Consider the following 13,956-nt stretch of genomic DNA (forward strand, 5'->3'; position numbering starts at 1 on the left):
CCGGCCGATGTCGCCAGGTACGGGGCCGCGTTCCCACGGTGCGCCTCTCAGGTCGTACCGTCCGCGCGGATCGTCAGCCGCGCTTCACATCCCCCTTCCCGCAAGCCAGACCATCCCTGTTCCGGTCCAGCTTCAGCGGGTCGTCGTTGCCGTTGATCTTCAGGCGGCCGTAGTCGTTCTCCTTGAGCCACTCGCAGCGGGACGCCGTCGTCTTCTTGGCCTCCGCCGGGAAGGCCGTCGGGACGCAGACGTTGGCCGTGCCGTAGTGGCGGTCGCAGCCGGAGATCGTGGGGCTTACCTTCTTGGACTTGCTCTTCTTTCCCGGGCCGGTGGTCTTGCCCTTCGGGGCGTCCGCGAAGTCGTGGACGTGGGCCGAGGGGGCGTCGCCGGAGGCCTGCGCCAAGGCCGACGGGCCCTGGAGGTGGACCCATTCCGCGACCGACGGGACGCCGTTGGCGTCGACCGCGAAGAGCATGTACCAGCCGGGCGGGGCCAGGTTGGGGTTGCTCGTCACGTTCAGGTCGATGTTGTTGCCGTCGACCGAGAGCGGCAGATCCACGAAGCGCTGGTTCGGGTCGGAGGAGTGGGTCACCGCCGCGGGGCGGATCAGTTCCGCCTTCGCGATGGGGCGGTCCACCGTGATGCGCTGCGTGTCACCGTAGACCCACTCCTTGTCGATCACCGAGGTGATCTTCGGGCGGGCGCCCTTCAGGAGGTACGGCGGGGTGTAGATCGACACGTCGTGGTTCCACGTGCCGTTGCCCGGGTTGTCGCCCGTGGTCATGACGCGGCCGTCGGGGAGGAGGAAGGCGGAGGAGTGGTAGCCGCGCTCCTCGGGATCCGTCGCCACCGGGTCGAACGTGTTGGTCGCCGGGTCGTAGAGCGACGTCTCGAACACCGGGTCGGCGCGGTTGTGCAGGGCGCCGCCCGTCTCCAGGACCTTGCCGTCGGGGAGGAGAACCGCCGAGACGTACATCTTGCCCTGGTTGCCCGTCTGGGCGACCTTCCCGTTGCCGAGGTTCACCGTGCCCTGCGGGATCGGCGGGCCGGCGACGTACGCCGGGTTCGCGGCCTTCAGGTCGATGACGTCGGTGAGACGGTTCGCGTCGGGGTTGGACTCGATGTTGCCGCCGCCGAGTGTCAGGACCTTCTGGTCCTGGGCCGGGGGCAGCAGCACGCTCGCGGACTGGTCGCGTTGGTCCTTGTTCTGCAGGCCGGGGATGGACGTGATCGTGTTGGCGCCGTAGTCGTAGATCGCCGAACCCGTGCCCGGGATGTTGTTGCCGAAGACATGGCTGCCGGAGTAGAAGAGGCGGCCGTCCTGCATGAGGATCATCGACGGGTACAGGCCCCAGTACGACCAGGTCTGGTTGACCTTCCAGAGTTCGAGCCACTTCTGCTCGGCGTCCGACCACAGCTCGGCCGTCACCGAACCGGTGGAGTCCTCGCGCAGACCGCCGAACGAGATGACGTCACCGTTGCCGAGGATCGTCGCCGACGGATACCAGTGGCCGTCGTTCATGTCGTTGGTCTTGCTGTAGGTCTCGGTGACCGGGTCGAAGATGTACGAGTCCTTGTAGCCCTCGTAGCCGTGTCCGCCCGCCACCGGGTACGCCTTGTTGCCGCTCATGACGAGGACACGGCCGTCGTCCAGCTGCACGTGGCCCGCGCAGAACATGTCGTCGGGCGTGGGGATCTGCTTGTACGTGCCCTTCACCGGGTCGTAGACCGCGCTGGTGAAGGTGCCCGCCTCGAACATCTGCTCACTGTTGCCGGAGCCGGCGATCAGCAGCACCTTGCCGTTGTTGAGGACGACGGAGTGCATGGAGCGGACGGGGTTCTCGGTGGGCAGCACGTCCCAGCGGCCGTTCTGGCACTGCTCCGGTGTGCCCGTGCACTCCGGCTCGGGGACGGGGTCGGCGACCTGGTCCATGGTGTAGTCGTCGGTGGTGACGGAGCCGGTGCCGTAGACGGAGACGCCCCAGGTGATCCGGTCGGTGCCCGCCGGGATCTCGGGGGTGCGGACCGTCGCCTCGGTCCAGCTCCCGGCCATGTCCAGCGTCTTGAGGTCGGTCCAGTACTGCCAGCCGGCCGTGGTGTCGTGCCGGAACAGGGTGACGGACGTGTCCGGGGTCGTCGACCTGTACCAGAGGGCCAGGTCGTACTGCTTGCCCACCGTGACGGAGGGCGCGCAGGCCGCCGACTCGGTGATCAGGGCCTTGCGGTCGCCGGAGACCCTGCGGGTCAGCTCGACCTTCATGGCCTTGGTGCCGGAGTGGGCGCCCGCCACGGTGGTGAAGGTGAAGTCGTTGTCGCCCCAGCCGGACTTCTCCCAGCAGTACGGCATGCCGTCACTGCCGGCCGTCTCGAAGCCGGGGTTCTGGATGAGGTTGGCGGCGGACGCGGGCTGGGGTGAGAACAGCAGGAGGCCGGCGGCGAGCGCTCCGGTCGCCAGCAGGGCTGTTCTTCGTCTGGGTCTGGGCCTGGGCATGGGTCTGATGCGGATCTTCAAGCTGCTCTTCAAGCGGCTTTGCAATCTGCTCTTCAAGCTGCTCTTCAAGCTGCTCTTGAGGTGGCTCTTCACACGGCTCTCCTTGCCGGCTCGACCTGCTCCTGCTCGCCGTGCTCCCCACGGCGAGACGTCTTTCGCGGCAGATAGACCAGCGCCTCGGTCCCCACGAAGCGCAGTACGAACGTCGTCACCAGGGCGAGCGCGGTCGCGGACAGCGCCCCCATCCCGAACCTGCCGATGAACAGGGCGATGAGCGGGATGCGCAACACCAGGTCGGCGTTGGCGAGCAACGCGAACCGCCCGATGCGGTCCCATCCCTTGCGGTGCCTGCGCCGCTCGCGGAAGCACAGGTGCTCGATGAGGAAGAAGTTCCAGACCACCCCGAGCTGGTTGGCGAGGATCTCGGCGGGGACGTAGTGCATGCCGGCCGAGGTGAGCGCGTACAGGCCCGCGAGGTTCGGCAGGAAGCCGGTGACGCCGATCAGGCCGAAGACCGTCATGCGGGCCAGCGGTGAGGCGGTGCGCAGCCCGACGAGGTGGCGCAGGAACCTGAAGCCCTCCTGCGCGGTGGACTTGGACTCGCCGGCGTACCGGTCCTGGAACACGAACGGCACCTCCGTGACCTGGCGCGGGCGGCTGCGCACGGCGAGTTCGAGGAGGATCTTGTAGCCGAGCGGCTGGAGGATCTCGGCGGTGACCACGCTGCGGCGGATCGCGAAGAAGCCGCTCATCGGGTCGCTGATGCCATGCAGTCGGCGCGGGAAGAGGGACTTGGTGAGCCAGGTCGCCCCGCGTGAGACGGCCACACGGTAGCTGCCCGCGAGCCCGGCCCGGCTGCCGCCCTTGATGTAGCGGGAGGCGACCACCAGACCCGCTGACGACCGCTCCCCGGTCGCCACCAGCTCCGGTACCAGCGAGGGCGGATGCTGCAGGTCTCCGTCCATGACGACGATCCAGTCGGACGTTGCCGCCTTGATGCCCTCGACGACCGCGCCGCCGAGTCCGCCGACCGGTTTGTCGCGGTGCAGCACGGTCACCGGGAACGGGCAGTCCCGCGCGGCCTCGTTGATCACCTCGGGGGTGTCGTCGGTGGAGTCGTCCACGAAGACGACCTCGCAGGGCAGCCGCCCGGGCACCGTCAGCGTGATCTGGTGCAGCAACTCCCGTACGTTCGCGGACTCGTTGAAGGTGGGTACGACGATGGTGACGGCCCCGGGCTCGGGAACCGTGTTCGCGGGCTCGGTTCGCCCGAGGGGCGCGAGGGCCGGTGGCGGGAGGGCGATCGTGCTCGGCCCGTCGGGCCTCCGCGCGTTCGCCCTCTCGCCTCCGGCGCGCCCCTTCCGCTCACTCGCCGTGGCACCGTGCACGGCTGGGTCGCCCAGCTCTTCGGGGGCGGTGGACTCATGCCTTCCGCTGTTCATCGGTCGCCTCCAGCGGCCTCGGTATCGCGGATTCGGTCGTCGTCGCCGGCCGCCTCGGTCTCGCGCGCTCGTTCGTGGCCGCCGGCGGCCTCGATCCTGCGGATCTCGATCCGGTCCTCGCCGGTGCCGAAGGTGGCGACCGGTGTCGAGTTCTCCATCGCGCCCTTGACGTTGGGCAGGTCGACCGCGTCGCGCCGCACGGTCGGGGAGGCGACCACGTAGTCGAGGTCGCGCCAGCCGCGCGGCATCGTCTTCGTCACCGCCGGGTCGAGGTCGGCCTTGTAGAACCAGATGACGCCGAGGCCTGGCCTGTACCCCTCGTGGACGAGGTCGAGCCAGAGCGCGTCGTCCACGAGGACACGGGTGCCCGCGGGGTCGTCGACCTCACGGCCGAGCCACTCGGCGGCTTTCTGGTAGGGCGCGTTGGCGTTGAACGTCATCGCGGTGTGGTTGCCGTCGTACCAGCGGGGGACGACGTAGACCGCCGCGGTGGCGGCGAGGGCGACGGCGACCGTGCGGCGCGCCCAGGTCAGGGCCAGGTTCTCGGCCGTGTCGCGCCATCTGCGCAGGACGCCGTGGGCGACGCTCGCCGTGCCGCCGGCGAGGACGAGGGCGAGGAAGGGCAGGGCCTGGAGGACGTACATCGCGGGCAGATAGCCGGGGCGCAGGGCCATTCCGGCGAGGATCGCGACGGCGAGCGCGGGTCCGGCGAGGGCTCGCGCGGTCACCGACCAGCGCCAGGTGACCAGGAGCAGCAGCGCGCCGGCGAGTCCGCCGAGGGGCAGGACGCGGTCGTAGTACAGCCAGGACTGCAGGACGTTGTACGAGCCCGTGCCCTCGGTGAGGATGAAGCCGGAGCCGGGGCGGCTCATCTGGTAGACGATGCCGTCCCACAGCGACACATGGCCGGCGCCGGGCAGCAACTCGCCCTTGAGCAGGGCGAACAGCGGGTACGAGGCGCCGATCAGGGTGCAGGCGGTGACGGCGCCGGTGATGGCGAACTTCCGGGTGTCCCGGTGGCTGTGCCGCCACATGGTGAGCAGCACGGCGGGCAGGACGAGGAACATCGTCTCCTTGGTGAGCACGGCCGCGGCGGCGGCCAGCCCCGCGCCGAAGTGGTGCCAGAGGTGACGGCTCGGTGAGGCGGCGAGGCAGAACGCGAGCAGTGTCCACATCACCGCGATGTTGTCGAGGAAGATCTCCCGCTGGAGCACCACCGACAGCGGGGACAGTCCGAAGAGGGCCATGCCGAGGCCTGCGGCCCAGCGGGGCAGCGAGAGGCGGCGGCCGAGGACGTAGACGAGGACGGCGCTGATCGCGCTGATCCCCAGCATCACCACGCGCATCGAGCCGACGGTCATCGACTCGGGGGCGAGCTGGGCGGGGATCCAGGTCAGTACGGCGAGCTGGAGCCAGCCGAAGGGCGGGTGGTCGTACCAGTAGGTGTAGTGCGCGAGCCCTTTGCCCTCCTGCACGGCCCAGGCCTGCGCGAGATAGGTGCCCTCGTCGTCGCTGAGGGTCGGGTAGTCGGCGATGTTCCACCCCTGCACGATCATGATCGCGACGAGGAGGAGACCGCAGAGGATCAGGTCGGAGCGCGAGTCCCGCAGCCGGTTCGGCGGAGGCGAAGTGGAAGCGGAAGCAGTCGTTCGACCGGTCGAACCGACTGTGGGCGCAGCTGTCCTCTGCGCGGGGACCTTGACTTCGGTCTTGGTCGCCGCGGGAAGTGTGGAGGTCACGCAGGAACGTCCTCTCGGTTCACGTTCGCGAGATGTGCGCCGACGTGACTGGTCAACTCCCAGTCGTTGCGACCGCGCTGCTCACGCCACACCGCGCGTACGGCGGCGAAGGCGAGGAGCACCTGGTAGAAGGGGCCGCCCACGACCAGCTTGACGTAGTGGGCGAACCGGATACGGAGGCCGTACTGCTTGCCGAAGTCGTGCAGTCCGACCACCTCGAACACGAAGGTGACGAGGGCGGTGACGGCCGGCAGGAAGGTGATGAAGGCGACGCCGACGGGGACGTCGAGGAAGAGCGCGACGGCCACGTTGAGCGGGATGACCACCCCGGAGAAGGCCTGGAGATACGGCGTCATCAGCGTGTAGCGGGCCAGCAACCGCTGCCGGAAGCCCGGCAGTTGCTTCCAGTCCTTCTTCCGGTAGACCTGGAGGAAGCCCTGGTTCCAGCGGGTGCGCTGCTTCATCAGCGACATCAGGCTGCCGGGGGTCTCCTCCCGGGTCACCATGTCCGAGTCGTAGGCGACGACGACCTTCTTGCCGACGCTGGACAGCCGTACACCCAGGTCACAGTCCTCGGCGAGGCAGTTGGGGTCCCAGCCGTCGGCTTCCCGCAGGACATGGGTCCGTACGAAGACGGTGTTGCCGCCGAGCGGGATGAACCCTTTCTGCGCGTGCAGATGCAGCCGGGACCGGAACCAGAAGAAGTACTCCAGGCAGTTGCGCAGGCTGTACCAGCTGGAGTGGAAGTTGATGAGCTGCACCCCGCCCTGCACGACGTCCGCGCCCGTCGTACGGAAGGCGTGGTCGACGTGGGACAGCAGTTCGGGATGGACCTGGTCCTCGGCGTCGAAGACTCCGACGACATCGCCGCGGCAGTGCGGCAGCGCGGTGTTCATGGCCTTCGGCTTGTTCTTCTTCTCGTGGTGGTCGACCACCACGCGGACCCGCGGGTCGCGTTCCTCGGCCGTCCGGGCCACCGCGGTGGTCTCCGGGTCGTCGTGCCCGACGATCACGATGATCTCGAAGTCGTCGTGGCTGGATTCGAGCAGTCGTTGGATGGTGTGGTCCAGCACGGCCTGTTCATGGCGTGCGGGCAACAGCAGTGAGAACGAGACATGTTCGTCGCCGTCCGGTCTGCTGAACCGGGTGGAGGCGAGCACTTCGGGCGTGCGCCACGCGTGCATCTGCCACCACAGGGTGAAAGCCGCCATCCAGAACAGGGCAAGCGAAACGACAGCTATGAGGACAGACGTCAGCAAATTAGATCCCCCCGGACCAATACCCCCTGGCGCGACGGGGATCGCTCCCGTCGCGTCACTGTGAGGAGACTAGGGGGAAACTGTGAACCCTGGGGACCCTTCCGATAAAAACCGTGTTTCCGTTCGAGGGAACATGTAGTCGGAAGTGTCCGCACACCGGCCCGTATCCAGCGAGTTGTTCGATCTTGCCCCGGTCCCTGACCGGCGAGTTTCAGCCGATCGAAGCCACCCCGAGGGCCGTACGCAACCGGTCGACATCGGTCGTGGGAGCGTCACAGGTGAAATTGCGGCAGACATACGCGGTCGGTTCACCGCCGACGAGCGGACGGTCGGCCAGCAACGGCAGCTCGTCACTGTCCGTGGCCCCGACGGCGACCACCGCGCCCGGCGCGGTCCCCAGCAGCGCCGTCCGGTGCAGCTCCCGCGTCCCCGGATGCCCCTCCGGCCCGACGACCGCCACCTCGCGCGGCCCGTCGAGCAACGCCTCGGCGGTCGCGAGCCCCCACCCGATGAACCTCGGCGCACGCGGTCCCAGCGCCTTCACCACGCCCAACGCCCGTTCGGCGGCGGTCCGATGCGGCTCGGAACCGGTGTGCGCGGCATAGCCGAGCAGCGCTCCCGCCGCCGCGCTCCACCCCGACGGCGTGGCGTTGTCGGTGGGATCCTGCGGCCGCCGGATCAGCTTCTCCGCGTCGACGGCCGTGTCGTACAGCGCCCCCGACTCCTCGTCGACGAACCGCGCGAGCACATGGTCGAGCAGGAACCCCGCGAACTCGAGCCACACCCCCTCCCCCGTGACCGAGGCCAGTGCCAGGAACCCCTCCGCGACATCCGCGTAGTCCTCCAGCACCCCCGCGTTGGCCCCCACCTGCCCGTCCCTGCTGGTCCGCGCGAGCCGCGCCTTCTCGTCCAGGTGCAGTCGTACGAGGAGGTCGGCGGCGGCGATCGCGGCGTCCACCAGGTCGGGGCGGTCGAAGTAGGCGCCGGTCTCGGCGAGCGCGGCGACGGCGAGCCCGTTCCAGGCGGCGACCACCTTGTCGTCCCGGCCGGGGGCGGGCCTGCGCGAACGCGCCCCATGCAGCCGCTCCCGGACCGACTCGATCCTCTCGGCGTCGAACACGCCCTCGTGCTGCGGGAGTTGCAGCACGGATGCCCCCTCCTCGAACGTCCCCTCCTCCGTGACGCCGAAGTACTGCGCGGCGAGCCGGGCGTCCTCCTCGCCGAGCACCTCGGTCAGCTGCTCGGGCGTCCAGACGTAGTAGGCACCTTCGACGTGCTTCCCGGAACCGGTGCCGTCATCACTGTCGGCGTCCAGCGCGGAGGCGAACCCACCCTCGTTCGTCCGGAGTTCACGGACCATGAAGTCGGCCGTCTCCAGGGCCACCCGCCGGGCGAGTTCGGAACCGGTGGCCCGCCACAGGTGGGCGTAGACGCGGCAGAGCAGGGCGTTGTCGTACAGCATCTTCTCGAAGTGGGGCACCACCCACTCACGGTCGACGGAGTAGCGGGCGAAGCCGCCGCCGAGCTGGTCGTAGATGCCGCCGCGGGCCATGCGCTCGCACGTGTCCCGCGCCATCTGCAGCGCGCCCTCGGAGCCGGTGCGTGCCGCGTGCCGCAGCAGGAACTCGATCACCATCGACGGCGGGAACTTGGGCGCCCTGCCGAACCCGCCGCGCGCCGCGTCGTACTCCCGGGTGAGCCCCAGCAGCGCCTGCGCGAGCTCGTCCTCCCCGGGCGCGTCGACCGCCGCGAACTTCAGCTCCCGCCCGGCCAGATCCCGCACGATCTTCCCGGCGACCTCGGCGACCTCGTCCCGCCGGTCGGTCCAGGCCGCCCGCACGCCCTCCAGCACCTGCCGGAAGGACGGCATCCCGTGCCGGGGCGCCGGCGGGAAGTACGTCCCGAAGTAGAACGGCTCCCCTTCCGGCGTCAGGAACACGGTCATGGGCCAGCCGCCCTGCCCGGTCGCCGCCTGCACGGCCTCCATGTACACCGCGTCGACGTCCGGCCGCTCCTCCCGGTCGACCTTGACGCTGACGAAGTGTGTGTTCAGGTACTCGGCGGTCTCCCGGTCCTCGAAGGACTCGTGCGCCATCACATGACACCAGTGGCAACTCGAATAACCGACACTGAGCAGCACCGGCACCCCCCGCCGCCGCGCCTCCTCGAACACGTCGTCCGACCAGGGCCACCAGTCGACCGGGTTGTCGGCGTGCTGGAGGAGATAGGGGGAGGTCTCGTGGGCCAGTCGATTCGCCATGGGCACCATCATTCCCCAGTACCCGGCAATCGCGGTTCAGCACGGGGCGCGCCCCGAAAGGGATGCGTGCTGTCCAACGCGGCTCCGTCGCGCAGGCGCGACAAACCACGAGGCACCCGCACCCTCACCCGGCGCACAACCCCTCTCTCCACGACGAACCCTCCAAGCCCGGTCAAGCCCCGCGCAGCGGAATCGCCCTCTCGCTAACGCGCCCCGATCGCTCCACACTTGCCGGAGGCAGCCGTTTCGGCGAAGGGGGACGTGTGATGCGGGACAGCCACCGGGGGGAGGCCGAAGGGCTGTTGGTCCGGGCGGTCGAGGAGGAGGTCCGCAGGTCGGGCGGCCGTACCGACGGGGTCGTGCTGCTGGGCCGCGCCCGTGCCGCGCTGGACACGATGGCGCGCAACGCGGCCGAGGAGTACGAGGCGTACACCCGCGCACTGGACGAGTCGGAGGTCGGCCGCCTCACCTTCGGCCAGCGCTACGCCAAGGAGGGCTCCGGAACTCCTCTGCTGGTCGCGGCCGTTGCGGCCGGCACGGCGGTCGTGGCCGACCTCTCCTTCGGCGTCGACGCCGGCACCGCCGTCAGCACCGGTCTGATCGTCGGCATCGCGAGCGCCGTCGCCACGGTCCTGAAGGTCACCGCCTCCCATGTGCCCGCGGCCCACCACCGCGCGGGCGCCCTGGGCCAGCCCGGCGGCCACGAGCAGCTGCGGCTGCAGTGGCTGACGGCGCTGGAGGTACGCGGGATACGGCCGTTCCTGGACCAGCAGCGCGTACTCGCCGCGTCCACGCCGAAGAAGAAGGCGCCCCAGCTGCGCGGTGCCGACAAGAGCGCGGCGGCGCGGCGGCGCAACGTGCTGGAGCAGTCGTTCGCCCAACTCCCGGAGGCCGACGACCGGTTCGCCGGCCGGCGCACGGAGATGGGGAGGATCCGCCAGTGGGTGCAGGCGGCCCGCGCCGAGACCGAGACCCGGCCGACGGTCGTCGTGCTGCATGGCGCGCCCGGCTCCGGCCGTACCGCCCTCGCCGTCCGCGCGACCCACGAGCTGCGGGACTACTTCCGCGGCGCCTGCGTGGTCGATCTGCGCGCCGACAGCCCGGAGGAGACCCCGCTCTCCACCCGGGACGCGCTGATGCATCTGCTGAATCGTCTCGGCGCCCCCCGCGACCAGCTCCTCTTCCGTGAGCGCACCTCCCAGGACCAGCAGGTCAAACGGCTCAGCGAGCTGTACCACCAGCACCTGACGTCCCTGCCGGTGACGATCGTCCTGGACGACGCGTCCGACCCCGAGCAGGTCCGCGTCCTCGTCCCCGAACGCTCCGACAGCCTCGTCCTGGTCACCGCCCGCTCCCCGCTCGCCCTGCCCGCCGACCTCCCCGCCTGGGTCCATCAGCTCCCCGTCGACGCGCTCGACGGCGACGGCACACACGAACTGCTGAGCACGGCGGCGCAGGACCGCGCGGTGCTGTCGGCGGGGGCGGCGTCCACGCGGGCGCCGGCGGGCGCATCGACGGGTTCACCGCTCGGCGTCTCCGCGGGGGAACCGACCGGAGCGTCCGCGGCCACGGCGTCCGTCTCCTACGACACCGAATCCGTCGCCCGGATCGGGCACCTGTGCGGCGGCCTCCCCCTGGCCCTGCGCATCGCCGGCTCCTCCCTGGGCCCGCGTACGCCCGACCGACTGGCCACGGACCTGGGCGCGTACGGCCCCGTCGAGCCGGTCGAACGGGCCCTGTGGCTCCGCTACACCGACCAGTCGGAGCCCTCCCGCCGTCTGCTGCGCCGCCTGGCGCTGGCGGGCCGCGCCTCCCTGGGCGCGGCGGCGGCCGCCTCGCTCCTCGCCACCGACGAGACGGAGGCGAACCGCCACCTCACCGCGCTCGCCCGCGCGGGCCTCATCGACCACGTCCACGGCAACCGCTACCGCCTGCACGACCTGGTCCGCGCCTTCGCCCACGCCCGCCTCCTCGACGAGGAGGAGCCGAGCGAGCGCACGGCCGCGCAGGAACGCCTGATCGTCACCTATGCCGACCTCGCCGACTCCGTCCTGCGCCTGGTCGACGGCAACATGTCGACCCGCTCGGACCGCTTCGGGCAGCACGGCTTCGTCTCCCTGGACGAGGCGCTGCGCTGGCTGGACGACGAGACGAGCTTCATCACCTCCACGCTCCGGCACGCGGAGGGCGTGAACCAGGCGGCGGTCCTCAGCCTCCTCGGCGCCCTGTGCGACTACTGCCTGCTGCGCGGCGACCTCTACCGTCTCGGTGAGCTGAGCGAGCTGGCCCAGTCGGTGGACCAGGGCCTGCTGACCCGCTCGGTCCAGTGGCGTACGGGTATCGCGGCCCGTCAGCTGGGCGAGCTGGACAAGGCCCGTACGACGCTCGCCTCGGTCGTCGACCTCTACATGGAGACCAACCACGACGCGGGCGCCGCCCGTGCCCTGTGCTCCCTGGGCATCACCCTCCACCACCAGGGCAACCTGACCGAGGCGGCGGCGAAACTCCTGGAAGCCCTGCAGATGCAGTCGACCCCCGAGCTGGCGGCGGACCGCGCGTGGACGATGCACGCCCTCGCGGCGGTGGAACGCGACCGCTCCCATCTGGCGGACTCCCTGGACCTGTTGACCCGCGCCCTGGTCATCCACCGCCAGCAGGAGTCCCTGCACGGTGAGGGCTGGGCGTACTTCCAGCTGGGTCAGCTGATGCTGCGCATGGGTGAGGTGCCGCGCGCGGAGAGCGAACTCCGCACCGCCCTGGACCTGTTCGGCCGCACCCGCGACGCCCGGGGCCAGGCCTGGTCCATGACCCAGCTCGCCCGCGCCCGCCTCGTGGCCGGCGACCCCTCCGCCGCCGTCGACGGCCTGCGCCAGGCCCTCTCCCGCCACCGCGACAACGAGGACGTCCGCGGCGAGGCCTGGAGCGGCTACTACCTGGGGCAGGCCCTGGAGGAGACCGGCAACCTCGACCACGCGGTACGCGAACTGGAGCGCTCCCGCACGATGTTCTCCCGCATGCGCGACGTCTACGGCCTGGCCTGTGCCCGCCACCACTCGGCCCGCGTCACCCGTGACCAGCGAGCCGTCCAGACCGGCTCGTTGCGCAACTCCGGCTTCGCCCGCCAGCTCCTCGTCGACGCCCGCGCCGACTTCCAGCGCATCGGTGTCGCCCACGGCGAGGCCTGGACCTGCCTGGAACTGGCCGTGGTGGACGCGGGCAACACCCGCACCCCCCAGGCCCTGGCCCTCTGCGAGGAGGCGACCCGTCTCTTCACGTCCTACGGCGACCGCCGCGGCGAGGACTGGGCCCGCTTCCTGAAGTGCACCCTGCTGCCGTACGCGGCCCCCGGCGGCGTCGAGATCGGCACCGCCGTGGCCCAGGAGGACCTGGCCCACCTCTCCCGCACCACCCACCCCCTCCGCGACGAGAAACTCACCGAGTACATCGAGGCGTACGAGCTGCTGCTCGAACGAGGCGTGAACCTGGAGAGCGGCTGGCGAGCCTGGACCCTGGGCATGGTCCCGAACCGGCACGCACGAGAGGTGATGGGAGTGCCGGTGACGGGCCACTAGGAGCGACGGGATCCAGGTCCGAGCAGACTCAGTCCTCGTACGGATCCATCAGCCGGACCGGCCGTCGGACCGCTTCCAGGACGTCCGCGGGAAAGTCCGGGCCCGGGACGTAGTACCGCGCCTTCGTGTTGCCGACGGCCACGAGGAGGCCCGCCTCGCTCAGGGCGCGGATGTCCCGAACGGCCTGCTGATTGCTGAGGTTCTCGGCGCGCTGGTAACGAGCCCGGCGCACTCGGCCGGCGAGCGCGGCGTCGTGGAGGGCGGTGATCTGGCGCTCGTCGATGCCGTGGCGTTCCGCGTGGTCGGTGAGGTCGATCCAGCAGCGGTTGGAACGGTCGATGCGGTACTTCACGAACTGGGACTGCTGGTGGTAGGCGAGGAGGTTGAAGCGGATCCAGGGGGAGGTGTCGCGGTCGGGAGTCCACTCGCGGCCACCGACCTGGCCGAGGACCTTGTAGTACTCCCAGGTGTTCTTCGGCTTGCCCAACCACGCCTCGATGGACGAGAACTCGGGCGCCAGCGTGCCACCGCGAGCGATCAGCAGTGTCTGCAACGAGCGGGACATACGGCCGTTGCCGTCCGCCCACGGATGGATTTTGACGAGGTTGAGGTGGGCCATCGCGGCGCGCACCAGCATGGGGGTGTCCAGGTCCCCGTCGTTGAGCCAAACGACCAGCTCGTCCATGAGGTCGGGCACCACGTCGGCGTCGGGCGCCGTGTAGGCGACCTCTTGCGGCGCGCCCGGCTCATTGATCCACACGCCTCGCCTGCGGAACTGCCCCACGACCTTGCGCGGGTGGTGTTGCCCCTGAAGCATCCAGTGCAGGGCGTTGAGCAGCCACACCGAGTGGGTGAAGCCAGGCGCGTCGTGGAGCGACTGGACGTACGTCATGGCGTTCTGGTACGCCAGCGTTTCCGCCTTGTTCTCCTCTGACGCGGCGACTTCCTGCTCACCGTCGATCAGGTCCTCGACATCCGCGGAGTCGACCTTGTACCCCTCGATGCTGTTGGAACCGGCGATGGCATCGGCCGTCAGCGTTTTGCGCAGCCCCGCCGTCCACTTGACCGGCGTCTGCAGGACCTGGTGACGCAGCTCGTGGCGCATCTTCTCGATGCCTTCCAGCACCTCGCGGTCCTTCGAGGTGAGAGCAGGGGTGCGATACAGCATGACTCCATGATACCCATAAGGCATC

The 13,956-nt window shown here is 70.0% G+C and carries 7 protein-coding genes; 1 reads left to right on the forward strand and 6 read right to left on the reverse strand.

Annotated features, from left to right (window positions below; translation table 11 throughout):
* Window positions 1–73: 73 nt before the first annotated feature.
* From OG622_RS18430 to OG622_RS18450, 5 genes are all read right to left on the reverse strand, one after another.
* Window positions 74–2,491 (reverse strand): galactose oxidase-like domain-containing protein, encoded by a 2,418-nt coding sequence (locus tag OG622_RS18430; RefSeq protein WP_371577312.1) that lies wholly within the window; start codon window positions 2,489–2,491, stop codon window positions 74–76.
* Window positions 2,492–2,580: 89 nt separating this feature from the next.
* The gene (locus tag OG622_RS18435; RefSeq protein WP_371577313.1) at window positions 2,581–3,933 is read right to left on the reverse strand and encodes a glycosyltransferase; all 1,353 of its coding nucleotides are present in this window, start codon (window positions 3,931–3,933) and stop codon (window positions 2,581–2,583) included.
* Window positions 3,930–5,672: an ArnT family glycosyltransferase gene (locus tag OG622_RS18440; RefSeq protein ID WP_371577314.1), complete on the reverse strand. Its 1,743-nt coding sequence runs from the start codon at window positions 5,670–5,672 to the stop codon at window positions 3,930–3,932. Before OG622_RS18440 ends, OG622_RS18435 begins: the two co-directional genes overlap by 4 nt.
* Window positions 5,669–6,931: a glycosyltransferase gene (locus OG622_RS18445; protein ID WP_371577316.1), complete on the reverse strand. Its 1,263-nt coding sequence runs from the start codon at window positions 6,929–6,931 to the stop codon at window positions 5,669–5,671. Before OG622_RS18445 ends, OG622_RS18440 begins: the two co-directional genes overlap by 4 nt.
* 211 nt (window positions 6,932–7,142) lie before the next feature.
* The gene (locus OG622_RS18450) at window positions 7,143–9,191 is read right to left on the reverse strand and encodes a thioredoxin domain-containing protein (protein WP_371577318.1); all 2,049 of its coding nucleotides are present in this window, start codon (window positions 9,189–9,191) and stop codon (window positions 7,143–7,145) included.
* 266 nt (window positions 9,192–9,457) lie between these two features.
* Here OG622_RS18450 and OG622_RS18455 point away from each other — a divergent pair, with 266 nt between their 5' ends.
* A complete protein-coding gene (locus tag OG622_RS18455) occupies window positions 9,458–12,763 on the forward strand; it encodes a tetratricopeptide repeat protein (protein WP_371577320.1) in 3,306 nt (1,101 codons plus the stop codon).
* 28 nt (window positions 12,764–12,791) lie between these two features.
* Here OG622_RS18455 and OG622_RS18460 read toward each other — a convergent pair whose 3' ends face one another.
* Window positions 12,792–13,931 carry a Fic family protein gene (locus tag OG622_RS18460; RefSeq protein WP_371577321.1) on the reverse strand — a complete coding sequence of 380 codons (1,140 nt, stop codon included), beginning with the start codon at window positions 13,929–13,931 and terminating at the stop codon, window positions 12,792–12,794.
* Window positions 13,932–13,956 lie beyond the last annotated feature (25 nt).

The sequence above is a fragment of the Streptomyces sp. NBC_01314 genome, assembly GCF_041435215.1.
Lineage (GTDB): Bacteria > Actinomycetota > Actinomycetes > Streptomycetales > Streptomycetaceae > Streptomyces.